The sequence below is a fragment of the Streptomyces sp. NPDC002785 genome (assembly GCF_040295565.1).
Taxonomy (GTDB): Bacteria; Actinomycetota; Actinomycetes; order Streptomycetales; family Streptomycetaceae; genus Streptomyces.
This window is the reverse complement of sequence record NZ_JBEOVN010000077.1, coordinates 1-23,853: the sequence shown is the minus strand read 5'-3', so window position 1 is coordinate 23,853 and position 23,853 is coordinate 1. Positions and strand designations below refer to the sequence as shown.

The window sequence follows — 23,853 nt, the reverse complement described above, 5'->3', positions numbered from 1 at the left end:
TCGATCAAGCCTGTGCGCCCCGCGCCTTGCTGCGCCGGAGGCGGCGAACCGGTGTCCGGTTCCGCATGACCGTATCGTCAAGACCTGGACGGCGCAGCAAGAGGCCCCGCTTCCCGCAGTGTTCGTGCGGAAAACGGGGCCTCGGATGCAACTGGTGCGCCGGTGGCGGTCAGAAGCGGCGCGTGATCAGCGCCCGCTTGACCTCCTGGATCGCCTTGGTGACCTCGATGCCACGCGGGCAGGCGTCCGTGCAGTTGAAGGTGGTGCGGCAACGCCATACACCGTCACGGTCGTTGAGGATCTCCAGGCGCTGCTCGCCGCCCTCGTCGCGCGAGTCGAAGATGAAGCGGTGCGCGTTGACGATCGCCGCCGGGCCGAAGTACTGGCCGTCGTTCCAGAACACCGGGCACGAGGACGTGCACGCGGCGCAGAGGATGCACTTGGTGGTGTCGTCGAAGCGCTCGCGGTCCTCGGCGGACTGCAGACGCTCACGGGTCGGCTCGTTCCCCTTGGTGATGAGGAAGGGCATGACATCGCGGTATGCCTGGAAGAACGGGTCCATGTCGACCACGAGGTCCTTGAGGACCGTGAGGCCCTTGATCGCCTCGACCGTGATCGGCTTCTCCGGGTTGATGTCCTTGATCAGCGTCTTGCAGGCGAGCCTGTTCTTGCCGTTGATCCGCATCGCGTCGGAGCCGCAGATGCCGTGCGCACAGGAGCGGCGGAAGGTCAGCGACCCGTCCGTCTCCCACTTGATCTCGTGAAGGGCGTCGAGCACACGCTCCTTCGGGTCGATCGAGATCTGGAAGTCCTGCCACTGGGCCTCGTCGGAGACCTCGGGGTTGAAGCGGCGGATCCGGAAGGTGACCGTGATGTACGGGGAGGCAGAGGACGCCGGGGGGGCGGTCTCGGCCTTGTCCAGAGTCGGTGTAGCCATCAGTACTTACGCTCCATCGGCTGGTAGCGGGTCTGGACGACCGGCTTGTAGTCGAGCCGGATCGACTCGGTGCCGTCGGCCGCGACCTCGCGGTACGCCATGGTGTGGCGCATGAAGTTGACGTCGTCGCGGTTCGGGTAGTCCTCGCGGTAGTGACCGCCGCGGGACTCCTTGCGGGCCAGCGCGGAGGTCGCCATGACTTCGGCCAGGTCGAGCAGGTTGCCCAGCTCGATGGCCTCCAGGAGGTCCGTGTTGAACCGCTTGCCCTTGTCCTGGATGGACACGTTGAGGTAGCGCTTGCGCAGCTCGGCGATCTTGTCGACGGCCGTCTTGATGGTCTGTTCGGTGCGGAACACCATCACATTGGCGTCCATGCACTCCTGCAGCTCCAGACGGAGCGTCGCGACACGCTCGGTGCCCGTCGAGTTGCGCAGCCGCTCGACCTGGTCGATGACCAGCTGTGCCGGGTTCTCGGGAAGCTCGACGTAGTCGTTCTTCGCCGAGTACTCGGCGGCGGCGATACCCGACCGGCGTCCGAAGACGTTGATGTCGAGCAGCGAGTTGGTGCCCAGACGGTTGGCACCGTGCACGGAGACGCACGCGACCTCGCCGGCGGCGTACAGGCCCGGGACGACGGTGGTGTTGTCGGCCAGCACCTCGCCCTCGACGTTGGTCGGGATGCCGCCCATGGCGTAGTGCGCGGTCGGCTGGATCGGGATCGGGTCCGTGTAGGGCTCGATGCCGAGGTACGTACGCGCGAACTCGGTGATGTCCGGGAGCTTGGCGTCCAGCTGCTCCGGCGGCAGGTGCGTGAGGTCGAGGTAGACGTGGTCGCCCTCGGGGCCGCAGCCGCGGCCCTCACGGATCTCCGTGTAGATGGAGCGGGACACGACGTCACGGGACGCGAGGTCCTTCATGACGGGCGCGTACTTCTCCATGAAGCGCTCGCCGTCCTTGTTGCGGAGGATGCCGCCCTCACCACGGGCGCCCTCCGTCAGCAGGATGCCCATGCGCCAGATGCCCGTCGGGTGGAACTGGAAGAACTCCATGTCCTCCAGCGGCAGACCGCGGCGGTACGCGGCGGCCTGGCCGTCACCGGTCAGGGTGTGCGCGTTCGACGTCACCTTGAAGAACTTGCCGGTGCCGCCGGAGGCGAAGATGATCGACTTCGCCTGGAAGACGTGGATCTCGCCGGTCGCCAGCTCGTACGCGACGACGCCCGCGGACTTCTTGACCCCGTCCACCTCTTGGAGCAGGAGGTCCAGGACGTAGAACTCGTTGAAGAACTCCACACCCTCCTTGACGCAGTTCTGGTACAGCGTCTGGAGGATCATGTGGCCGGTGCGGTCCGAGGCGTAGCAGGACCGGCGGACCGGGGCCTCGCCGTGGTTACGGCTGTGGCCACCGAAGCGACGCTGGTCGATACGGCCCTCGGGCGTGCGGTTGAACGGCAGGCCCATCTTCTCCAGGTCGAGAACGGAGTCGATGGCCTCCTTCGCCAGGATCTCGGCGGCGTCCTGGTCGACCAGGTAGTCGCCACCCTTGATCGTGTCGAAGGTGTGCCACTCCCAGTTGTCCTCTTCCACGTTGGCGAGCGCGGCGGCCATGCCGCCCTGCGCGGCGCCCGTGTGGGAGCGGGTCGGGTAGAGCTTCGTGAGCACGGCGGTACGGCTGCGCTTCGTGGACTCGATGGCCGCGCGCATGCCGGCGCCGCCGGCGCCGACGATGACGGTGTCGTACTTGTGGATCTGCATGATTTCCTCTGGTCCCTCTGGCCCGGCGCCTAGCGGATGTTCGGGTCGAAGGTGAAGATCACCAGCGTGCCCAGCAGGACGGTGAACACCGTGGCGGTGTACAGCAGCATCTTCAGCCAGAAGCGGGTGTTGTCCCGTTCGGCGTAGTCGTTGATGACCGTACGGAGGCCGTTGGCGCCGTGCAGCATGGCCAGCCACAGCATCGCCAGGTCCCAGACCTGCCAGAACGGCGAGGCCCAGCGGCCCGCCACGAAGGCGAAGCCGATCTTGGAGACGCCGCCGTCCAGCACCAGCTGGATCAGGAGGTGGCCCAGGACCAGGACGACCAGGACGATGCCCGACAGGCGCATGAAGAGCCAGGCGTACATCTCGAAGTTGGTGCGCGAAGCCTTGGGGGTCTTGCCGGTCCGCTTGCGCGGCGGCTCGATGACCGGGGCCGGGTGATCGACGTCATAGAGGCTGACGCCCTCGACGGAACCGATCGCGGCGGAGGACTCGGTGGACATTGGCCTCAGCTCCCGAAGACTTCGCGTACGGCGTGGCCGAGGACGGGGTACAGGGCCCCGACCATCAGCACGACCCAGACACCCACGACGGACCAGAGCATCTGCTTCTGGAAGCGCGGGCCCTTGGCCCAGAAGTCCACGGCGACGATGCGGAGACCGTTCAGCGCGTGGAAGAGAATGGCGGCCACCAGGCCGTATTCGAGGAGCGCGACGATCGGCGTCTTGTACGTGGCCACGACGTCGTCGTAGGCCTCGGGGGAAACGCGGACGAGAGCGGTGTCCAGGACGTGTACGAACAGGAAGAAGAAAATGAGGACACCGGTGACTCGATGAGCCACCCAGGACCACATGCCTTCCCGGCCGCGGTACAGCGTTCCAGCCGGCACGGAAGAACCCTCCGGGAGCAGGGATTGGGGCCGGCCGGCTTGACTGTCGGTCTGACCCGGCCGGGTACGGTCCACCGGCCCCGGCCATCGTAGCGACGCTTTGTCGGTTCGTTTGCGCGGGGGCCTCTGGTGTGATCAAAGTGGCAATCAAACAGCCACGGACGGGCTAAGGGCTGTCCCGTAATCCCTGGCGGGCGCGCGACGACAGCTACGGCACCTCGCCGCGTTGTCGGAACGTCCACATACATCCAGTATTCGGACATCCCTCCGCCTTGCGATGCACCGCATCTGACGTCGCGCGCTGATCCACCAGGGATTACGGGACAGCCCTTGGAACGGACTGGTGTGCAGGGCCGAGTGGCCCTGTTCCGTTATGAACCCGATACCAGCTCGATGATGCGGCCTCGGGCGAGTCGCCGCATCTCGTCCGCGGTGACCACCCGCTCCTGGTCGGGGTCGTGGCCGAGCCTGGCCCGGATTCCGGCGAGCACCTGGTCCGGCTGTTCGGCAGGCTCGAATCCGTCCAGACAGATCACGAAGACATGACCGAAGCGGCACTCGTACGCCGCATGCGCGGCCCGCAGCGCCAGATGGGCGGAGTGCGGCGCGGCGTGGTGCAACCCGGGGGAGACCTCGACGGCGAGTGCCTCGGCGAGATCCGCCGGGGCCAGGTCGTAGCCCGCCTCGTCGGCGGCGGCCAGCAGCGCGTCCAGGTCGGGGTACGGGCGGTGGGCGGCCACCCGCCCCGCCCAGCGGTGGCTGCCGCAGCAGTCCAGCAGGGCGGCCTCGGCCTCGGCGGACGGCGCGGTGTTGAAGCGGTCGAGGCCCGTGGCACCGGCCCGGCCCTGTGCCGGTCCGGAGTTCTGGACGGGCAGGGCCGTCCGGGTGGCCGGTTGCCGCAATCGCTTCGGGAGGCCGGCGTGGGACTCGCTGGACCTGGACAGCGTGGGCTCCTCGAATCAACGGCATCTGTGAACCTGGGGTGGGGCGGGACGGGTGAGACCAGGCGGATGCAGGGTGAAGGGAGAGACGAATGTGCCTCAAAGCTAGCGAGACCGGGCAACGGTCGTCCGACGGATACGCAAACTTCACCCGGACGGGAGGGTTTCGGAACGTCTGATGAACCGTACTCCAAGGAGATTGCCCGGCCATCTCCTGACTTCTGCTCGATTTTCCATCACTACCGGAGGTTTCTGACCGATGTCGCCCTCACGCGGCGCTCTTGTGGCCGGTGCGGTTCTCACCACGGTGGCCGCCGCGACGATCGCCGTCGTCGTCTGGCCGGAAAGCTCCCGCAGCGGACTCGCGGGGGAGTCGGGGTCCCGCACTCCCTCGCACACCTCGGCCGCCCCCTCGCCGACCCGGAGCTACCCGCTCTCCGCTCCACCCCGCACCATCCCCGCCGTACGCGAGCACATTGCCGCCCGCGGCCCCGGCTGGCGGCCCGGCCCGGCCGCCGGGGTCGTCATCGCCCCCGGCAGCGGGACGCTCGCGGACGAGGGACAGCTGCTCGCCAAGGAACTGAAGATCCACTATCGGGGTGACGTCCCAGCCCGCGCGGGCGACGTGGAGCTGGCCCTCACCCCGGGCAGGGGCACCCCCGAGTCGTACACCCTCAGGACGCGCGACGGACGGGTCACGATCAGCGGACCCGACCAGGCCGGTGTCTTCTACGGAACCCGCACCCTGAAACAGTCGGTGCGCGCCGACGGCGAAATGCCCGAGGGCGAGGTGCGCGACCGCCCCGACCGGCCGCAGCGCGGCCTCAACCTCGACATCGCGCGCAAGCACTACACCGTCGCCTGGATCGAGGACCGGCTGCGCGAGATGGCCGACCTCAAACTCAACCAGCTCGGCCTGCACTTCTCCGACGACCAGGCGTTCCGCATCCAGTCCGACACCCACCCCGAGATCGTCTCGCCGGAACACCTCACCAAGGCGCAGGTACGGCAGATCCTCGGCCTCGCGGGCAGGCTGCACATCGAGGTCGTCCCCGAGATCGACTCCCCGGGCCACCTCGGCGCGGTCCTGCGCGCCCACCCCGACCTCCAGCTGCGCAATGTGTCGGGGGTGCGCTCGCCTGGATCGCTCGACATCTCCAACCCGGGGGCGGCGAAGCTCATCGACGAACTCCTCGTCGAGTTCACCGAGCTGTTCGGCGGCCGGTACTGGCACCTCGGCGCCGACGAATATCTCGCCCTGATGGCGCGGGACCCGGCCGCCTCGTACCCGCAGCTGCAACGCGCCGCCCAGCAGAAATATGGACCACAGGCCGGTATCAAGGACCTCGCCACCGGCTGGCTCAACGACCGTGCGGCGGTGGTGCGCCCGCGCGGCAAGCAGCCCAAGGCATGGAACGACGGCTTCTTCCGCGACGGAGTCGTCCACGCCGACAAGGACATCGAGGTCGAGTACTGGACGGGCAAGGAGTACGGCGCCCGGCTGCCGGAGGAGTATCTGCGCGAGGGACGGCGCGTGGTGAACCTCAACGACGAGTTCCTCTATTACGTACTCGGCCAGCCCAACAACTTCGTCTACCCGACGGGCAAGCGGATCTACGAACAATGGACCCCGCTCGTCCTGCGCGGCACCCAGCCGGTCCCGGCGCGCTACTCCGGGCAGATCCTGGGAGGCCGGTTCGCCGTATGGGGCGACCTGCCGAACGCGCAAACCCCTGCGCAGGTGGCGCAGGGCATCCGGATGCCGCTGCGGGCGACGGCCCAGAAGCTGTGGGACCCGCGCAAACCGGCGCTGAGCTGGGATCAGTTCCGGGCACTGGCCGCGCGGATCGACGCGGGAGGCTGAGCGGGGCACGCGTCAGCGTGAGGTTGGAAACGGTCCGCTGATTTTTGACGACCGGCCAGGGGTTTTCATCAGGTTGCGGAGGTTGCCGACCAGTGAGTGGATGTCGCATTCGGCGGGCGGGTCGGCGGGGACTGTCGGGGCCGTGTCCGGGTGGGGTGTGTGGCAGGGGCGGCAGAGGCCGTCGGGGAGTGCTTCGGGGTGGCCGGGTGTGCCGCATTCGGTGCATTCGGCCATGAGGCGCCGGGTGGGAGTGCGGGGTGTGGTGGGTGTTGGGGTGGTGGGCAGGTGGGGTGGAATTTTGTCGTTGAGGCGGCGGCGTACGAAGCCGATGGGGGAGGCGACCTGGGTGGGGAGGCCGGAGGTGAGGGAGTGGGTGAGGTAGTCGGTGTCGACGCCTCGGGTGAACCACTGGGCGGCCAGGGGCTCCAGGGCGGTGCAGTCGGCGGCGGAGAGGGCCAGGCGTGGTTCGATTCGGCCGAGCTGGGCCAGGGCGAGGTACGCGGGCGAGGGGTGCGCCGGGGCCGGTTCGGGGGTTCGCTGCTGCGGGACGACGGGCACGGGCATGGGTACGGGTACGGGTACGGGTACGGCCGTGGTGGGCTGCGCTGCGGGCTCGGCCGGTGTCACAGGGGCCGGGGCTTGCGGTTCTGCCCCGGCTCGGTGAGCGGTTGCTTCTTCGGTGGCCCGGTGGTTCTCGGCGTTGAGGAAGGTGCTCCACCATTCGTTGTCGCGGGCGGTGCGGGACCAGAAGGTGCGGGTGACCCAGCGGATCTGGCCGCGTTCTTCGACCCGGCATTGGGCGTGCCGCAGGTGACCGGCTACTCCCAGTGCCCTGAGTGCGCTGGCGACGGCCATCTGCCCGTACAGGGGGATGTCCTTGGCCAGTGACTTGATGTCCATGGCCGCGCCGTCGGGCAGATGGTCGACGTATCCGGCGATGTGGCGTTCGCGCTCGGGCAGCAGCTGGAAGTCGTCGGCGCGCGGCGGGCGTTGATCCGATGCGGATCGCTTGCCGTAGCCGCGGTTGGCTTTCGCGTACGGGCGCGAGGATGCGGGCGTACGCAGGGCAGGGCTAAGGTTCTCGGTAGCCACGAGATCGGGTCCGTTCGATCTTGGGGTGAGACCCCGGCCCGGTGCTCTAACACCGTGTCGGGGTCGTTTCGTTGGGGGCACCGTAAGCAGCCGTGACAGCGCGCCGCAAGCTGGTCAGGATTAGTCGTACTTGCTGGCCGTGACGGGTCGGGGAGGGTGGGGAGGTTTTCCCAAACCCCTTCTTTTACCTACCGGTTGAACGAGAGCGCTCGAATCCCGGAGCCCGGATCCCGGCGCCCGGATCCCGAAGCTCAAGCGTCGGGACCGGCCCCCTCCTCGTACCCACGAAAGAGTGAACCAGCCGGTCCCGGAGCTCGAACCCCGACCCTCGAAGCCCGGAACCCGGGTTCCGGGAGTCGGGGCGGCGCGCCGACCGTGGAGCTCGGGAGATCAGTGGGTTCGTCTGGATCTGGTCGATCAAGGAGTGCCGATCGCACGACTGACGCCGAGGTGCCTGAACGTGGTCAGGAACTCCTGAAGTCCGTGCCCCATGACCAGGGGTGGCCATGGGGCCGGATCCCCGGGCGACGCGGCGTTTCGGGCCGGTCCTACGCAGGTCGGCGGCCGGGGGCGTTCTTGAGGGACGTGACGAACGACGTCCAGGCGGGGGCCGTGACCGTGAGGACCGGGCCGTGGGTGAGCTTGGAGTCGCGGACGGGGACGATGCCCGCGAGGCCGTCGGCGACCTCCACGCAGTTCCCGCCGTCGCCGTTGCTGTGGCTGCTCTTGCGCCAGCGGGCGGCGCCGGGGAAGGCCTCGGCGACCTCCACACAGTCCCCGCCGCTGCCGTTGCTGTGGCTGCTCTTGCGCCAGACGGCCGTGCTCAAGTCAATCCCGTTGCTTGCCATTTCGGTGATCCTCAGCCGCTTGCTCGATCAGGGAGAGGGACGCCTCCGGCGGCAGTGCGGCGGCCCTGAGCAGATCGTACGACCCGCGGTACTCCTTTACGAGGGCCGGATCATCGATGGTGTCACCGCTGTGCAGTGCCTCCGTGTAGACCAGGGGCGGGGCGTCGGGGAAGGTCATGATCTTGGCCGTGCCCAGCATGAAGGGATGCGGCCCGCAGTTCCACGGAAGGATCTGTGGAACGATCCGGCGGCGCGTTGCCAGCGCCGCGATCCGCTCAAGCTGTTCGGCCGCCTGTTCCGGCGGGAGGACCGGCTGGGTCAGCAACGACTCGGACAGGATCGCCCAGTACATCGGGGTTCTATGGTCGTCCTCGAAGAGGCGAGCACGCGCCAACCGGGCGGTGACCTTCTCCTCCACCTCGTCGTCGGGCGCCAGCGGGTGCGTCGCCCGGACCACCGCCCGCGCGTACGCGTCCGTCTGCAGCAGACCGGGAATCAGAGTCGGGCACCACTCCTCGATGGTCTCCGCGTGCTTCTCCGCCTCCAGTACGCGCTCGAAGTAGCTGGCGTGGCCTCGCCTCTTCGCCTTCCGTACGTCCGCGCAGCGGCGCTGGAAGAAACCGTCGGTACCCAGCGCCCGGTCCACGTGCTCGGCCAGTTCGGCCGGCATGCGGCGCTGTCCGCGCTCGATCTCGCTGAGGTGGCTGGGGCCGTAGAAGCTGCCCTCCACCAGCTGCTGGAGGGTCAGCCCGGCCTCCTCCCGTTTCCAGCGCAACTCCTTGCCGTAGAAGGTCGGCACACTGGCCGACCCGTCGATGTCCTTGCGCTGTCCCATCGTTCACCGCCATTGGTGTCGTTGCCGCCCGTTTCACAGCGTGTCCGCCCGAGTCCCTGGGATTCCCGCGCCGATGCCAACACGCGAGGGCATACGCCCAGTTCGCGGCCGGGAGCCCGAAGCTCTTTCACGGTAGGCCGCGCCGCGTCAGAGTGTGAGTGATTCGTTACAGAGCGCACTGAAAGGTGTGACACCCCCATGAACGACCACCCCCACGACGGCACGGGTACGGACGCCGATGTGCAGGACTGCGTGAACGAGCTGCGGGCCGCCCTCGCCGCCCACGGCGTCACGCTGCCCTCCCTCGGCATTGACCTGCCGACCTTCGCCGCCCGCTACCGCACTCCGCCGCTCGTCACGCTGGGCAACTGCAACCTGGCCACCGCACGCGCTCTGGCTGCCGCGCTGCGCAAGGGAGTCGCGTGATGCGACAGCCGCTGATCCTGGAGCTTCTCGCCACCCCCGAGGCCGTGCCCGAGGTGCGCCGCGCCTTGCGCGCGTACCTGGGCGGCCCCTGCGACGACCTCCAGTTGTGTGCCACCGAGCTGATCACCAACGTCATCCGTCACCTCGGCGAGGGCGTCCCCGTAACGGTCCGCGCTTCGTGCGACCAGGGCCGTACGCGAGTGGAGGTCACCGACCCCGACCCCCGGGCCCTGCCTGTCCTGTGCAGGGCGGCCGGCGACGACGAGACCGGGCGCGGCCTCACCCTGCTCGATGCCCTGGCGCTGCGCTGGGGCGTGGAGCAGGGCCCCGGCACCAAGACGGTGTGGTGTGAGCTGCCGGGCGGCGACCGCACGTGCGGTGAGCGACGCGCAGCAGTGAAATCGGCCACCAGGGCATTGGCTGCCTCAGGCGATCCGAATACGTAGTAGGAGCCTCGTGGGTCCTGATGTCCGATCTCCGATATCGGATGTACGCGCGTTTCATATTTCTTACTGAGCGCCGGATAGTCCTTGTGTAGCCATGTCGCCGTCATCGAGCCGGCGTTGCCCGGGGCCAAGTATAGATGCCGACGCCCGTCGGGGTTCTTCAGATTGGGCACTTCGCGACCTACGGCGACCCCGTGCTCGGTCGCGAACGAATCGACAAGCCGGACGGCTTGAGGAGCGCTCACTGAATCGTCCGAGTCGAGCACAGTAACCAGTGCCGAGTTTCCCAGAACCGTGCCCTCATCCAGCCCCCGCAGGAACAGGAAAGTCAGTACCACGGAGAAGACCAAAATGGCAGTGTGGACGAACCGTATACCTCGGTGCAGCATCGGTTACCTAGATTGAGGGCGCTCTGGGAGCACGCGTCCGGATAGGCTCAAGCTGTGAAAAAGCAGCTGTGGGGGCGAGAGGTACTCGCCCCCACAGCTAACTTGAGCTAGGCATGTTCAAGCGGCGCCACTCGAACATGTCGTAACTCGGGGTTCGACCAGGAGAATCAGCAGCTCGGGTCGTAGTAGTAGTTGACGCTGCCATGCAGGACCCCGAGGCCAGGGACCAGGCGCCCGGCGTCGTGCAGTCGCTCTTGGAGAGTGTGCCGCCGTTCGACACCGAGGAAGCGTGCCAGTTCTTCGGGTGCTTGTAGTTCGACCACGACGTGTTGGCGCCCTTGTCGTAGCTCCACGTTCCCCCTGCGACATCAACGGTGGTCGCCAGCGCGGGAGTGGCCGCGGCGAGGACGAGGCCCACCGTCGCTATGGCCGCCTTGAACCCAGTTCGCTTATTCATGAATGCTCCCCTTTTCCTTCATGATGCAAGCGATTATGCTCGCGCCGGTTGGTGTCAACGGCGCTGAAGCGATCTCGCCGTGGGGCCGAAGTGCACTTCAGGCTGTGAGGGGTGCACTTTCAAGACATGTCTTTATTTGATCGCCCGGCCTAGGAAGTCACTTTCAAGGCATATCTTTATTCGATTGCCCGGCCTAGGCGAGGGGGCGGACGCGGCCATGGGGCATGATTTCAGCCAGAGGGGGAGGGGGAAGTGGCCGCTGTGATGGCATTCTTGAGCGCGCTGGATTTCAACGGGGCCGTTCACCATGGGGGCTAGCTGTAACGCCTCTCCGAGCTGTCCAAACGACTGCTCCAGAAGCTCTCCTTCTCCAAGGGCCGCACATTCTGCTCGTCGCACTGCTACCTGAGGGTCTGAACAACGTTGATAGATGCCTTAAGAGCCCCCTTGCGCGACCGTGTTCTCGTCTGGCTGCTCCCGATGTCGTGGACTGTTGCTCTCGGCTTGTGGGGGCTGTCCCGGCAGGACAGTGTGTGGCGGGACGAGGCGGCAACCTGGCAGGTGGCCCAGCGCTCCACGGCCGAGATATGGAACATGTTGGGGAACGTCGACGTTGTGCATGGGTGCTATTACCTACTCATGCATGGACTGTTCGAATGTTTCGGACCCAGCACCACAACCCTGCGGCTGCCCTCGGTGCTGGCCACAGGAGTGGCGGCGGCTTGTGTGGCAGTCATCGGCCACAGGCTGGCCGGGATATGGGTGGGCCTGGCGGGGGGGCTGGCGTTCGGGCTTCTTCCAGCCGTGCAGTTCTATCTCCAGGAGGGTCGACCGTATGCACTGGTCGCGGCCGGAGCCGGGATTTCGACCATGCTGCTCGTGACCGTGCTCCAGGGGCGTGCCAAGATGCGGCACTGGGTCGCCTACGGGGGCGCTGTCCTGGTATGCGGTCTGCTGAACTGGCTCTCGCTGATGATCCTGCCGGCGCACTTGATGACTCTGCTTTGGACGCGAGCGACGCTCCGCGTGTCTATGTGCTGGGGGACGGCATCTGCGGCCGCTACGGCGTGTGTACTGCCGCTGATTCTTTTCAGTCACGGTCAGTCCGCACAAGTGTCATGGATCCCGCCGTTGACCTGGCACATGTTGATTGGACCGGCGATCCTTCTGCTGATCGGCGGCGTCGGAGCCGCACTAGATCGACCACGGGCAGGCCAACTGTCGATGGCAGCCGTCGGATTGCCGCTGCTGGCCGTGCCACAACTCGGCCTTGTAGGCCTTTCCCTGATCCAGCCGCTGTTCTTGGACCGGTACATACTCTTCAGCCTGCTGGGCCTGGCGTTGCTGATCGGTTCGACTATCGGCTCGGCGGTACAGGCAGCCAAACCCGTGTTCCCAAGAGCATCGAGGTGGATTCTTCCTGCAGCGGTCGCCCTCGCGGTGATTGCACTGCTGCCGCAGTCGCTGGACAAGCGCTCTCCGGCAAGCCGGGTGGACGACGTCTTGGCGGCCGCATCGGAAGTGCGGCGGATGAAGGAGCCCGGTAGTGCAGTGCTCTTCATCCCATCGGCGCGGCGGGACACCAAATCCGTCTCCCCCAGCGCCTTTGCCGGTCTGAGAGACATTGCTCTGACGCAGAGCCCGGAGGAGTCCGGAACACTAAAGGGTGTGGAAGCGAACCCGGATCAGATCCGTGCTGCGATGCTTGACCAGCAAAGGATCCTGCTGGTAACGGACGCGTCTCAGGTGGCAAGACCGGTGGCAGCCAAGCGGGACAAGTTGAAGACCTTCGTGCTGGGGACGTACTTCACGGTGGTGGCTGACGAGCAGGTCCGTGGTCGCAGGGTGACGGCGTATGAGCGACGCGCGGCGGGAGCAGGACAAGTGGCCCAGTGCGCGGCGAGTGGAGGGCGCGCGGAAACCCGCGTCGGGAACGGCGCAGCGCATTGGCCTGGGGAGGATCGGGTGAACGCCCGGGCGCGTTGGTCACCGGTTGGTCATGCAGAGGCCCCGCGCCCTGGGTATTGCTTGGTCGGAGCGGGGGGATACGAGGACGACCGGGGCCGCCACCCCCCACAGGAGAGGCCCCGGTCGTCTTCCACGGGGTCGTAGGACGACCCCGTTACTCTTCTCAGCGCCGTGGCTGCGTTTTCTGTCACACCGCCCCGTGTCCGAAGAACGTTGCAGGTTGTACAAGTCGTGGACGCGACCCCCACCAAGGACGTAGCGTGCTGAGTCGCGCAGGGTGGCGCGGCAGCGATGACCAGCTGTGATTCAGGACAGCAGGGCGGGTTGAGGGAGTGCTGGGGGACGACGCGGAGCTCACTGCCGCGGTGCTCGCGGCACAGGACGGGGACGAAGACGCCTTCCGTACTGTGTACCGCGCTGTACAGCCGCGGCTGCTGGCCTACATACGGACACTGGTGGGTGATCCGGACGCCGAGGACGTGGCGTCCGAGTCCTGGCTGCAGATAGCGCGGGACCTCGACCGGTTCAGCGGCGACGCCGACCGCTTCCGTGGCTGGGCGGCGCGGATAGCCCGTAACCGTGCCCTGGACCATCTGCGGATGCGCGGCAGGCGCCCCGCGATCGGCGGCGACGAGTCGGAGCTGTCGGAGAGGCCGGCCGAGTCCGACACCGCCGACGAGGCGATGGAGGCCCTGGCCACCGGCCGCACGATGTCGCTCATCGCCCAACTGCCCCAGGACCAGGCCGAGGCCGTGGTGCTGCGGGTGGTCGTCGGCCTGGACGCCAAGAGCGCGGCCCGGACGCTGGGCAAGCGGCCGGGGGCGGTACGCACAGCGGCGCACCGGGGACTGAAGCGGCTGGCCGAGCTGCTGCGCACGGACGGTGCGGACAATTCCGACGGCCGCCCCGAAGGCGGCGCGGGCACCGCCGCTGACCGTGCTCCCGCGGGCGATCCGGCGGATCTGCCCGCCCCTCACACAAGCGCGGCAGGCCGGACGGCGGAACTCGGCGCCGTGCCCGCCCAGCGCCCCTTGCGCAACGGTCCGGCGGCGCCGGCCGGTGTGACGCATTCGCGTCCGTGGACGCAGAAGGACATGTGATGGCCGACGAGCACTACGAATGGCTTGACAAGGACGCGGCGGAGAAATTGCTCCGCGGCGAACCGGTCGATCCCGTCGGCGGCCACGCGTGTACGGAAGCGGAGAGGCTCGCGGCAGCGCTGGACGCCGCCGCACGGGCCGTCCGCCCGGCCACCGGCGAACTGCCGGGCGAGGCCGCGGCGCTGGCTGCCTTCCGCGCAGCCGCGCACTCCGCGCGCGCAACGACACGGGCGGCGAATCCGCAGGTGGAGGGGTACGCCGAGACGGGCGAACCGGCACCGGCCGACGTACTCGAATCGGTGCACATGCGGCCCGCCTCCGGCGACTTCGCCCCGAACCGTTCCTCTTCCTCCGCGGGCGTGGGCCGTACCCGCTCCCTGGGATGGAGCCGGCCCATCCGCTTCGGCCTGGTCGCTTCCTTCGCGGGCTGCGCGCTCGGCGGGGTGGCCGTCGCCGCGAGCACCGGGATGCTCCCCGGGCCGTTCGGCGGCCAGACCCCCCTGCCGGCGACCTCCGTCTCGGCCGCTGCGACGCCCGAGGGACGCGGCTCGGGGGGCGCCACCGACGAGAGTCCGTCCGCGCAGCCGTCCGCCTCCCCGGAGACGGAGCCCTCCACACACCCGGCGGATCCCCCTGCCTCCACCGGTGACCGGGACAGTGGCAGAACCGGCAAGGGCGATGACAAGCACGACGACAACCGGAAGCCCGACGGCGCCGCGAGCGGATCCTCCAACGGCACCAAAAACGGCAAGCAGTCCAACGGTTCCGGGAACGGCAAGCAGTCCAACGGTTCCGGGAACGGCAACTCCGGCGGCTGGTACGCCAAGGCACTCAAGGCCTGCCGCGACTACCGCAACGGCAAGCTGGACGACGACCGCAGACGGTATCTCGAAGCGCTGGCGAAGGGCGCCCGGAATCTGGACCGGTTCTGCGACCGAGTGATCGCCAAGGACACGAACGGCCAGAACAGCCCGGGCAGCGACAGCGACGACGGGCAGGGCGACGACGAGCAGGGCAACGACGAGCAGGGCAACGACGAGCAGGGCGACGACGGCGATGCGAACGGGGACAGCGGTGGCTCCCACACGCTCCCGGCGATCCGGTTCGCCACCCCGCCGACGCTGTCGCCCTCGGCCCCGGTCTCCTGGCCGGCAGCGGACCGGGCGTCCGTCGGCGCCGTCGGACCTCCCGGCTGAGCCGCGCGCGCCAGTCCTTTTCAAGCCACCTCCCACGAGGTGTGACGTTTTTCGAGGCCGCGGCGCAGTACAGAGTGAGCCGACTGGTCATCGGCGGCGCACAGAGAGCTGGGGTTCCCCCCGTACCTGCGGCTCAGCGCATTGGCGCGGGCGGGACACGTTCCCCCGGTCCCGTCCGCGCCCCCTTTTCTTCCGGCCGGACAGGCCCTACCCGTGGACGACGACCTTGTCGCCCGTCCTCACCTGGGCGAAGAGCGAGGCGATCTTTCCCTCGTCGCGGACATTGACGCAGCCGTGCGAGGCGCCGCTGTAGCCACGGGCCGCGAAGTCCGCCGAGTAGTGCACCGCCTGGCCGCCGCTGAAGAACATCGCGTACGGCATGGCCGTGTGGTAGATCGTCGACACATGGTGCCGTGACTTCCAGAAGACGGAGAAGGCGCCTTCGCGGGTCGGCGTGTACTGGGAGCCGAAGCGGACGTCCATCGACGAGACGACGCGGCCGTCGACCATCCATGACAGCGTCCGGCTGTTCTTGCTGATGCAGAGCACCCGGCCCGTCATGCAGCGCTTGTCAGGCTTGCTGACGGGCAGCGCGGTCGGCGGATTCAGCTCGGCGGCCGTCGGCTCGTGCGTCATGCCCAGCAGCTTCTGCCAGGTGACGGTGTCCGTCCTGCCAGTACGGGAGAGGCCGCGCTTGCCCTGGAAGGACCGGACGGCGGCGACGGTGACGGTGCCGTAGTAGCCGGTGGGGGAGCGGTCGAAGTGGCCGATCTGCCGCAGCCGGGCCTGCAGCTCCCGCACCTGCTTGCCCCCGGAACCGCTCGCTATCAACGTCGTGGCCTGCGGGTCCGGCTTCGGCGTGGGCGTCGCGGTGGCCTTCGGGGACGATGACGACGCGTCCGGCGATGCCGAGTGCGACACTCTGGGCTTGGCGTCCTCGGTCACCGTGGCCCGGGGCGCTGACGGCGGGGCCGCGGACGCGCTGTCGGCGGGCTGCGCCTTGCAGCCGGCGGTTGCGGCGGTCATGGCGAGAACGGCGAGCGCCGCCGTGGTCGTGGTCCCCGCCCAGCCCCGTTTTCTGTGCCGTGACGTGCTTCCGGCGATGCTGCGTATCATCTCGGCCCCCTGTCTCTCCGGGTTTCTCCGGTCTCCCATGGGACGGATTCCCGCTCTGCCCGGTTGCCAAAGCCCGCGCATGATGGGGAGAGCGGCGGCGAGGGCCGTGGGGAAGGGCTGTGAGCCAGGTCCCGGCCCGTGCACCTCCACGGGTCCCGCCCCCGCCGCTACAGTCCGACGCGGGAATCCTTGATTACCAGTGAGTAGTTTTACTGAGCAGCTTCAGCGGGAGGCACAGCAGATGACGCGCGAGTCGGAGTCGGGACTGCCCATCGAGCCGGTGTACGGGCCGGACGCACTCGACGGGTGGAACCCCGACGACAAGCTGGGAGAGCCGGGTGCCTACCCCTTCACGCGCGGTGTCTACCCGACGATGTACACCGGCCGGCCGTGGACGATGCGCCAGTACGCGGGTTTCGGTACGGCCACGGAGTCCAACGCCCGCTACAAGCAGCTGATCGCCCACGGCACGATGGGCCTCTCCGTCGCCTTCGACCTGCCCACCCAGATGGGCTACGACTCCGACGCGGCGATCGCGTCCGGCGAGGTCGGCAAGGTCGGGGTGGCGATCGACTCGATCGACGACATGCGGGTCCTGTTCGGCGGGATCCCGCTGGACAAGGTCTCCACGTCCATGACGATCAACGCCCCGGCCGCGCTGCTCCTCCTGCTGTACCAACTGGTCGGTGAGGAGCAGGGCGTCACGGCGGACAAGCTCACCGGCACCATCCAGAACGATGTCCTCAAGGAGTACATCGCCCGCGGCACGTACATCTTCCCGCCGGGGCCCTCGCTCCGGCTGATCGCCGACATCTTCAAGTACTGCCGGGCCGAGATCCCGAAGTGGAACACCATCTCGATCTCCGGCTACCACATGGCGGAGGCCGGGGCCTCGCCCGCGCAGGAGATCGCGTTCACCCTCGCGGACGGCATCGAGTACGTCCGTACCGCCGTCGCCGCCGGCATGGACGTCGACGAGTTCGCCCCCCGCCTCTCCTTCTTCTTCGTCGCCCGCACGACGATCCTCGAAGAGGTCGCCAAGTTCCGCGCCGCACGCCGGATCTGGGCGAGGGTGATGAAGGAGGAGTTCGGCGCGAAGAACCCCAAGTCGCTGATGCTGCGCTTCCACACCCAGACCGCGGGCGTCCAGCTCACCGCCCAGCAGCCCGAGGTCAACCTGGTACGCGTCGCCGTCCAGGGCCTGGCCGCGGTCCTCGGCGGCACGCAGTCGCTGCACACCAACTCCTTCGACGAGGCGATCGCCCTCCCGACCGACAAGTCCGCCCGGCTCGCCCTGCGTACCCAGCAGGTCCTGGCGTACGAGACGGACGTCACGGCCACCGTGGACCCGTTCGCGGGCTCGTACGTGGTCGAGAAGATGACCGACGATGTCGAAGCTGCTGCCCTGGAACTGATGCTCAAGGTCGAGGACCTGGGCGGCGCGGTCCACGCGATCGAGCGCGGCTTCCAGAAGAGCGAGATCGAGCGCAGCGCGTACCGCATCGCCCTGGAGACCGACAGCGCCGAGCGTGTCGTGGTCGGCGTCAACCGCTTCCAGCTCGACGAGGAGGAGCCGTACGAGCCGCTGCGCGTCGACCCCGCGATCGAGGCCCAGCAGGCGGCCCGACTGGCGAGGCTCCGCGCCGAACGCGACCAGGGCGCGGTGGACACGGCGCTGGCGGAACTGCGGAAGGCGGCCGAGGGCACGGACAACGTCCTGTACCCGATGAAGGCCGCCCTCCAGGCACGGGCGACGGTGGGCGAGGTCTGCGATGCGCTGCGGGGGGTGTGGGGGACTTATGAGCCTTCGGATGCGTTCTGAGGCGACATGTACCCGTGGAGGTGATCTCTCGCCGAATGTCCGTGGGCACGGATAAGCTCGTGAACAGTGGTCCCCGAAAGGAGGATGCCGTGGCTGTAATACAGCACGAGGAGCAGGTGCGGGAGCAGGAACAGCCCGAGCTGACGCTCGGCGAGGCAGCCGAGCAGCTCGCACGCTCGCTGCCTGGGCATCGCGTGGAGATTCTCCAGGGGAGGCTCACTGTGACACCACCGGCGGACGTATCGCATGCTCTGGCGCTGTCCTGGCTCAGCGAGGAATTCGGCGCCCGGGCACGCACGGTGGGGCTCAGACTCGTCCAGGGGGTCGGGCTGTGGTTGCCTTCCGGGCCGGAGGACTACGCGATTCCCGACCTGTCGGTCGTCGAGGCCGATATCAAGGACGCCCACGTCATGAAGAACTGCTACGCCGCCCACGCCTTCCGCATGGTGGTGGAGGTGACGTCGACCAACTGGGCCGACGACCTCGGCCCCAAGGTCGAGGACTACGCGCAGGCGGGCATTCCGGTCTACGTCGTGGCCGATCGCAAGCATGACCAGGTGCTGCTCTGCAGTGACCCGCGGGGCGGTGAGTACAAGAACAAGGTGCCCCACAAGCGCGGGACGTCGTTCACCGTGCCGGACGTGGTCGGTGTGGAGATGAAGCTCTCCGTGGACCGCCTCCTCGACGGCGACGAGGACTGACCCCGGATCTCCCCGGGCCCCCGAACGGAGTGTCGTACGCGCGTGCGACACTCCGTTTCATGCTGGGTGTCACCGATCTTCCGACCTATCTCGCCGGCCTGGTGCTGATCGTCCTTCTGCCGGGGCCGAATTCGCTGTACGTGCTGTCCGTCGCCGCCCGGCGCGGGGTGCGGACCGGCTATGTGGCGGCGGCCGGGGTGTGGACCGGGGACACCGTGCTGATGACGTTGTCCGCGCTGGGGGCCTCGTCGCTGTTGCAGACGACGCCGGTGCTGTTCGCCGTCGTCAAGTTCGCGGGTGCGGGCTATCTGACCTGGCTGGCGATCGGCATGCTGCGGGCCGCGGTGGCCATGTGGCGCGAGCGGCACCGGCGGGTGGCCGAGCTGTCCGAGGAGAGCGCCGGACCCGAGGCCGCCGAGGCGATGGAGCGGCCGTACCGGCGGGCGCTGGTGGTCAGCCTCTTCAACCCGAAGGCGATCCTGTTCCTGATCTCGTTCTTCGTGCAGTTCGTCGACCCCGGCTACGCCTACCCGGCGCTGTCCTTCCTGGTGCTGGGCACGCTGTTGCAGATCGCCAGCTTCCTCTATCTGTCGATGCTGATATTCGGCGGCACCCGGCTGTCCGCCGTGTTCCGCCGCCGCAAGCGGCTGTCGGCGGGGGCCACTTCGGCGGCCGGTCTGCTGTTCCTGGGGTTCGCGGCGAAGCTCTCGTTCAGCAGCGTGTGACCGCGGCGACGTCGAGCGGGGCCGGATACCGCGCCAATCCCGAGGCGTCCTCGCCCGCCCGGCCGAGGCAGCCGTCGGGGCGGACCGGCAACGGGCGCTTTCCGTACGTCTTGCAGGCATCCGTGCGGTGCACGCGGCCGAGGCGGGTACAACGCGCTCGTACCAGCGGGGCAGTGCGCAGTTTCCCGTTCCGACAGGGCGATTTCATCCGGTGGCCGTACGGCTTTCTTAGCGTGTCGTGGAACCGAACGCGCGCGGCGGGCATCCGCACCCCACCGACGGGGCGGGGCACATCCTCCGGCGCGCTCCGGTGACCGCAGACCCGGACACGCCCCCTCCCCCCACGGGCACCAGACGCTTGGAGCGCCATGAGAGAAGCCCGCACCCGTTGGCCACGGCAACGTGACGCGGCCCCGCCCGGGGGTGTCGCGTCGCAGCTTGCCAACGTCATCCCGACCGACCTGGACGTGTGCCTGCGCGCCTGTGCCGCGCACAGCACCAAGCTGGTGGCGGGGCTCGACCGGCGTCGAACGGCACTCGCGGAGGCGCTGCGGCACCTGCTGGCCGTGCACGCCGCGGCACAGTCCGCGCAGCCCGCGCCCGCCGCGTCCCCGATCACGCTGATCCGGCGCCCCGGCAAGGCCCAGGCGGGCACCGCGACCGCCCTTGTCGACGAGCTGCTCGACCCGCTGCTCGCGGTCGGCAACAAGGCGCTGGACTGCGGTTACGAGGACGAGCTGAAGCTCGCGGTCCTCATCGGGGACACCGTGCTGACCCAGCGCAGGCGTTCGCGGGCCGGCTGGCGGTTGCGGGCCAGGACGCTGGAGGCGATGGGCGCGGAGGACGCCGCCATCGAGGCGTACGAGCGGTATCTGGAATTCACCGACGACGACGGCTTCGGCGTCGCGGCCAAGGTCGTCGGCATGCGGCTGGGCGGGGACCGGCAGGACGAGCTGCTGCGGCGGCTGGAGCGCGACTGCCCCGGCGCCGCGGAGTTCGCCGCCCGGCCCGTCACCGAGTCCTGGGCCGAGGGCCTGGCGCTCCAGGCGCGCGGCGACTGGGACCGGGCGAGGCCCCGGCTGGTCGGCGCCCTGCTCGCGCAGGAGCGCGGCGGCGCCCCGGTGACGGAACTCCAGGACGCCACGTCCCAGTACCTCGGCCTGGCCATGGAGGCGGCCGGAGCGGAACCGGGCGCCGTGGCCGGGCTCACCGGACTCGTCGCGCTCTACGCCGAGCAGCGCAGAAGCCGCATGCGGGGCCCGGTCGAGGACCCCACCTTCGGCGGCGTCGAGTGGACCACGGTCGGCGAGTTCCGCAACCGGATAGCCGGCAAGTCGATCTGCCTCATCGCCAACTCGCGGCGCGTCGGCGACAGTTCGATGGGCGCCGAGATCGACGGCTACGACCTGGTCGTCCGCTTCAACTCGTACCGGATCGACCCGGCGGCGACCGGACGGCGCACCGACATCCACGCCACCATCCACAAGCACGGCTTCAACTGGGACCAGAAGGTGCACACCCGGCTGGTCTTCGGCGGGATCTCGGGCGACTGGAAGTACTCCCTGCGCAACCGCCTCGTCCCGGGCGCCCAGCAGTACCTGGGCGACGAGTCGCTGCGCTGGCCGCTGCGGGACATCGGGCGCGTCGGCGCCGACGTCTGGCCGGCCATCCCCACCACCGGGTTCAACATGCTGTGGCTCCTCGACCACCTGGACGTCAGCAGCCGGCTCGACCTGATCGGCTTCGACTTCTACGAGAGCGGGGCCTACCGACTGCCCGACGCGATGCGGATGCCCATCACCTCCGTGCACGAGTACACCAGCGAAAAGGCGTGGGTCATGGAACGCGCCCAGAGCGTCACCGACATGAGGATCCGACTGCGATGACGACGACTGCCACGCCCCCTGCCGCCACGGCTTTGCCCGTCTCGCCCGCCCCCGCGAACGCGCTCACCGGCAAGCGCCGGGTCGCCTTCGCGAGCTTCGTCGACGAGAACTACCTGCCCGGCTTCCTCGCCCTGCTGCGCAGCCTCGCCCTCTCCAACCCGAACGTCTGCGAGGACTTCCTCGTCCTGCACGACGGACTGCGCCCCGCTTCCGTCGCACAGATCCGGGCGCTGCACCCGCGCATCGACTTCCGCCGCGTCGACGCCGAGCACTACGACTCGTACGCCAAGGGCGACCAGGACAACTACCTGGTGCGCAAGGCCTACTTCATCCTCGACGTGTTCCGGGTGCGCGACTACGACACCGTGATCACCCTGGACACCGACATGGTGGTCCTCGGCGATCTCGGTGAACTGCTGAAACTGCGCGACGGACTGGCCGCCGTACCGCAGTTCTTCTATGGGCAGCACAAGCTCAACAGCGGGCTGCTGGTGATCCAGCGCGAGTATCTGAGCGACGCGTTCTGTGCGAAGCTCGACGAAGTCGGGCGGGCCGGTACGTACGAGCTCGACAAGCACGACCAGGGCATCCTCAACGCCGTGCTCGACGGTGACTTCGTGCAGCTCGACGCGCGCTACAACTTCGTCAAGCGGCGGCTCTCCGGCGACCTCCCGGTCCCCGACTCCACCGCGATCCTGCACTTCACCGGGCGGCACAAGCCCTGGCAGGGCGGCGAGTCCGGCTACCGCGAGGCCGAGGACCGCTGGCGCGAATTCGAGCTGTCCGACGCCGATTTCCACTCCGCGTACCTGGCACTGCCCGGCGCCAAGCACCACGACCTGCTGGTCCACTACGGCACCGGGCACGTGCTGCGCACCGGCTCCCCGGAGGCCGCCCGCAAGGTCGCCGCCGCCCATATCGCCACGGGTGAATACCAGGAGGCGGCCGATCTGCTGGGCCGGGTGCGGATACCCGTCGACGAGGCCTGGCCGCACGAGGTGTTCGGCCACGCCCTGATGAGCGTCTCCCGCTACGAGGAGGCCCGCGCCCGGCTCCTGCTCGCCACCGCCGCGCCCAACCGGGCCGCGACCGCCTTCGGCCGCCTCGCCCAGATCGCCTGGATCCACGGCGACGACGCGACGGCGGCCCAGTACGCCCTCAAGGGCCTCGGAGTCGACCCGACCCACCGGGCGAACCGGCTGATGTACAAGCGCGTCATGGACGTGCCCGCACCCGTGGAGGGCCCCGCATCCGGCCAACTCGCCCATGTCGCCTTCTACATGGAGCGGCAGGGCAACGCCGGGGACAAGCTGCTGCCCGAGAGCGTACGGCTGGCCTTCGGCCGGGACACCGGCCCGCAGCGCTGGCACTCGATCCACGCCCACCGGCTCTTCGACGAGGCCGCGCTGGAACGGGTGAACGAGCGCCGCGGGCTGGTCATCGGCGGCGGCGGCCTCTTCATCCCGGACACCGCGCCCAATGGCAACAGCGGCTGGCAGTGGAACGTCCCGGACGAACTCCTCGACCGGATCGACGTACCCATCATGGTGTACGCGGTCGGCTTCAACGCCTTCGACGGCCAGGCCTTCGGGCACGGGCGGGACCGTTTTCTCTCCAGCCTGCGCACACTCGTGGAACGGGCCTCGTTCTTCGGGCTGCGCAACCACGGCTCCATCGAGAAGGTCCGTGAGCTGCTGCCCACCTCGCTCCACGACAAGGTGCGCTTCCAGCCCTGCCCGACGACGGTGACCAGGCAGCTGGTGGACGGCTGGAAGGACCCGGCGCAGCGCGAGAACACCGTGCTGATCAATGCCGCGTACGACCGGTCCGGGCTCCGGTTCGGCCATGACTACGGGCACTTCCTGGGCGAGATGGCCACCGCGGTGCGGGAGCTCGGCAAGCGGGCCGAGGTGAGGTGCGTCGCCCACTCGCTGGACGACGAGCGGATCGCGTTCGACCTGCGGCGCGAGCACGGGATCGCGCTGCCGGTGATCCCGATGTACGACTTCGGCAACGACGAGATCCGTGACACGTATGCCCGTACGAAGCTGGTCATCGGGATGCGCGGGCACGCGGGCATGATCCCGTTCGGCTGCGGAACGCCGGTCATCAGCCTGATCTCGCACCCGAAGATGGCCTACTTCCTCTCCGACATCGACCGCCCGGAGTGGGGCATCTCGGTCCACGACCGCCACCTCGGTGCCCGGCTCGCCGAGCGGGCGGCCGGACTGCTGGACCACCACGCGGCGGCGGTCGCCGATGTGCACGGCCGGCAGCGGGAACTGTGGAAGGTCACCGAGGCCAACGCGGCGGACCTGCGAGTGATCCAGGGCGGCGTGCGCGTCTGAGGGCCTGTCGGGTGACCTCCGACCGGGCGGACGGCCACCCGACAGGCTCTGACGGCGCCGGACACAAAGAAGTCCTCGACCGCCGGACGGGCTTGATCTCAAGCCTGTCC

General features: G+C 68.6%; 21 protein-coding genes and 1 pseudogene. 11 read left to right on the top strand and 11 right to left on the bottom strand.

All coding sequences use genetic code 11. From position 1 onward, the window contains the following. Positions 1–169: 169 nt before the first annotated feature. The 5 genes from ABTZ94_RS19490 to ABTZ94_RS19470 all read right to left on the bottom strand — a co-directional run bounded on the left by ABTZ94_RS19490 (position 170) and on the right by ABTZ94_RS19470 (position 4,458). Positions 170–937: a succinate dehydrogenase iron-sulfur subunit gene (locus ABTZ94_RS19490; RefSeq protein WP_351202298.1), complete on the bottom strand. Its 768-nt coding sequence runs from the start codon at positions 935–937 to the stop codon at positions 170–172. Continuing rightward, a complete protein-coding gene (sdhA, locus tag ABTZ94_RS19485) occupies positions 937–2,691 on the bottom strand; it encodes a succinate dehydrogenase flavoprotein subunit (RefSeq protein WP_351202297.1) in 1,755 nt (584 codons plus the stop codon). The genes ABTZ94_RS19490 and sdhA overlap by 1 nt, the downstream gene beginning before the upstream one ends. Before the next feature lie 29 nt (positions 2,692–2,720). Further along, entirely contained in the window at positions 2,721–3,197 is a 477-nt protein-coding gene (locus tag ABTZ94_RS19480) for a succinate dehydrogenase hydrophobic membrane anchor subunit (protein WP_351202296.1), read from the bottom strand. Positions 3,198–3,202: 5 nt separating this feature from the next. Beyond that, complete coding sequence (gene sdhC, locus ABTZ94_RS19475; protein WP_351202295.1) at positions 3,203–3,583, bottom strand: succinate dehydrogenase, cytochrome b556 subunit; 381 nt, start codon at positions 3,581–3,583, stop codon at positions 3,203–3,205. Between the two features lie 371 nt (positions 3,584–3,954). Continuing rightward, on the bottom strand, positions 3,955–4,458 hold the full coding sequence (locus ABTZ94_RS19470) for a 2-oxo-4-hydroxy-4-carboxy-5-ureidoimidazoline decarboxylase (RefSeq protein ID WP_351202305.1): 504 nt from the start codon (positions 4,456–4,458) through the stop codon (positions 3,955–3,957). Between the two features lie 325 nt (positions 4,459–4,783). Here ABTZ94_RS19470 and ABTZ94_RS19465 point away from each other — a divergent pair, with 325 nt between their 5' ends. Continuing rightward, the gene (locus ABTZ94_RS19465; protein WP_351202294.1) at positions 4,784–6,388 is read left to right on the top strand and encodes a beta-N-acetylhexosaminidase; all 1,605 of its coding nucleotides are present in this window, start codon (positions 4,784–4,786) and stop codon (positions 6,386–6,388) included. A 12-nt stretch (positions 6,389–6,400) separates the two neighbouring features. Here ABTZ94_RS19465 and ABTZ94_RS19460 read toward each other — a convergent pair whose 3' ends face one another. From ABTZ94_RS19460 to ABTZ94_RS19450, 3 genes are all read right to left on the bottom strand, one after another. After that, on the bottom strand, positions 6,401–7,480 hold the full coding sequence (locus ABTZ94_RS19460) for a MarR family transcriptional regulator (RefSeq protein WP_351202293.1): 1,080 nt from the start codon (positions 7,478–7,480) through the stop codon (positions 6,401–6,403). Positions 7,481–8,028: 548 nt separating this feature from the next. Continuing rightward, positions 8,029–8,328, bottom strand: a complete 300-nt coding sequence (locus ABTZ94_RS19455; protein WP_351202292.1) for a DUF397 domain-containing protein — start codon at positions 8,326–8,328, stop codon at positions 8,029–8,031. Then, positions 8,309–9,163, bottom strand: coding sequence for a helix-turn-helix domain-containing protein (locus ABTZ94_RS19450; RefSeq protein WP_351202291.1), 855 nt, complete (start codon positions 9,161–9,163; stop codon positions 8,309–8,311). The genes ABTZ94_RS19455 and ABTZ94_RS19450 overlap by 20 nt, the downstream gene beginning before the upstream one ends. Before the next feature lie 198 nt (positions 9,164–9,361). Between ABTZ94_RS19450 and ABTZ94_RS19445 the strand changes: the two genes are divergently transcribed. Both ABTZ94_RS19445 and ABTZ94_RS19440 read left to right on the top strand, forming a co-directional pair. Continuing rightward, positions 9,362–9,589, top strand: a complete 228-nt coding sequence (locus ABTZ94_RS19445; RefSeq protein ID WP_351202290.1) for a hypothetical protein — start codon at positions 9,362–9,364, stop codon at positions 9,587–9,589. Continuing rightward, a complete protein-coding gene (locus ABTZ94_RS19440; RefSeq protein WP_351202289.1) occupies positions 9,589–10,035 on the top strand; it encodes an ATP-binding protein in 447 nt (148 codons plus the stop codon). The genes ABTZ94_RS19445 and ABTZ94_RS19440 overlap by 1 nt, the downstream gene beginning before the upstream one ends. A gap of 486 nt (positions 10,036–10,521) precedes the next feature. On the opposite strand, the gene ABTZ94_RS19435 is transcribed toward ABTZ94_RS19440, so the two are convergent. Continuing rightward, positions 10,522–10,881, bottom strand: coding sequence for a lactococcin 972 family bacteriocin (locus tag ABTZ94_RS19435; protein ID WP_351202288.1), 360 nt, complete (start codon positions 10,879–10,881; stop codon positions 10,522–10,524). Between the two features lie 480 nt (positions 10,882–11,361). On the opposite strand from ABTZ94_RS19435, the pseudogene ABTZ94_RS19430 reads away from it, so the two are divergent. From ABTZ94_RS19430 to ABTZ94_RS19420, 3 genes and pseudogenes are all read left to right on the top strand, one after another. Further along, a pseudogene (locus tag ABTZ94_RS19430) lies at positions 11,362–12,747 on the top strand (glycosyltransferase family 39 protein); the annotation flags it as partial. 434 nt (positions 12,748–13,181) lie between these two features. Then, on the top strand, positions 13,182–13,949 hold the full coding sequence (locus ABTZ94_RS19425) for an RNA polymerase sigma factor (RefSeq protein ID WP_351202287.1): 768 nt from the start codon (positions 13,182–13,184) through the stop codon (positions 13,947–13,949). Then, a complete protein-coding gene (locus tag ABTZ94_RS19420) occupies positions 13,949–15,145 on the top strand; it encodes a hypothetical protein (RefSeq protein WP_351202286.1) in 1,197 nt (398 codons plus the stop codon). The genes ABTZ94_RS19425 and ABTZ94_RS19420 overlap by 1 nt, the downstream gene beginning before the upstream one ends. A 207-nt stretch (positions 15,146–15,352) precedes the next feature. Here the strand turns inward: ABTZ94_RS19420 and ABTZ94_RS19415 are convergent, their stop codons facing one another. After that, positions 15,353–16,300 (bottom strand): L,D-transpeptidase family protein, encoded by a 948-nt coding sequence (locus ABTZ94_RS19415; protein WP_502967270.1) that lies wholly within the window; start codon positions 16,298–16,300, stop codon positions 15,353–15,355. Between the two features lie 202 nt (positions 16,301–16,502). Between ABTZ94_RS19415 and ABTZ94_RS19410 the strand changes: the two genes are divergently transcribed. From ABTZ94_RS19410 to leuE, 3 genes are all read left to right on the top strand, one after another. Next, a complete protein-coding gene (locus tag ABTZ94_RS19410) occupies positions 16,503–18,083 on the top strand; it encodes an acyl-CoA mutase large subunit family protein (RefSeq protein ID WP_351202284.1) in 1,581 nt (526 codons plus the stop codon). Between the two features lie 89 nt (positions 18,084–18,172). Then, positions 18,173–18,784 carry a Uma2 family endonuclease gene (locus ABTZ94_RS19405; RefSeq protein ID WP_351202283.1) on the top strand — a complete coding sequence of 204 codons (612 nt, stop codon included), beginning with the start codon at positions 18,173–18,175 and terminating at the stop codon, positions 18,782–18,784. Positions 18,785–18,843: 59 nt separating this feature from the next. After that, the gene (leuE, locus tag ABTZ94_RS19400; protein WP_351202282.1) at positions 18,844–19,509 is read left to right on the top strand and encodes a leucine efflux protein LeuE; all 666 of its coding nucleotides are present in this window, start codon (positions 18,844–18,846) and stop codon (positions 19,507–19,509) included. On the opposite strand, the gene ABTZ94_RS19395 is transcribed toward leuE, so the two are convergent. Continuing rightward, complete coding sequence (locus tag ABTZ94_RS19395; RefSeq protein WP_351202281.1) at positions 19,496–19,642, bottom strand: hypothetical protein; 147 nt, start codon at positions 19,640–19,642, stop codon at positions 19,496–19,498. The genes leuE and ABTZ94_RS19395 overlap by 14 nt on opposite strands. Positions 19,643–19,877: 235 nt before the next feature. Between ABTZ94_RS19395 and ABTZ94_RS19390 the strand changes: the two genes are divergently transcribed. Next, a complete protein-coding gene (locus ABTZ94_RS19390; protein ID WP_351202280.1) occupies positions 19,878–21,395 on the top strand; it encodes a hypothetical protein in 1,518 nt (505 codons plus the stop codon). Then, positions 21,392–23,743: a glycosyltransferase gene (locus ABTZ94_RS19385; protein WP_351202279.1), complete on the top strand. Its 2,352-nt coding sequence runs from the start codon at positions 21,392–21,394 to the stop codon at positions 23,741–23,743. The genes ABTZ94_RS19390 and ABTZ94_RS19385 overlap by 4 nt, the downstream gene beginning before the upstream one ends. Positions 23,744–23,853: the final 110 nt, after the last annotated feature.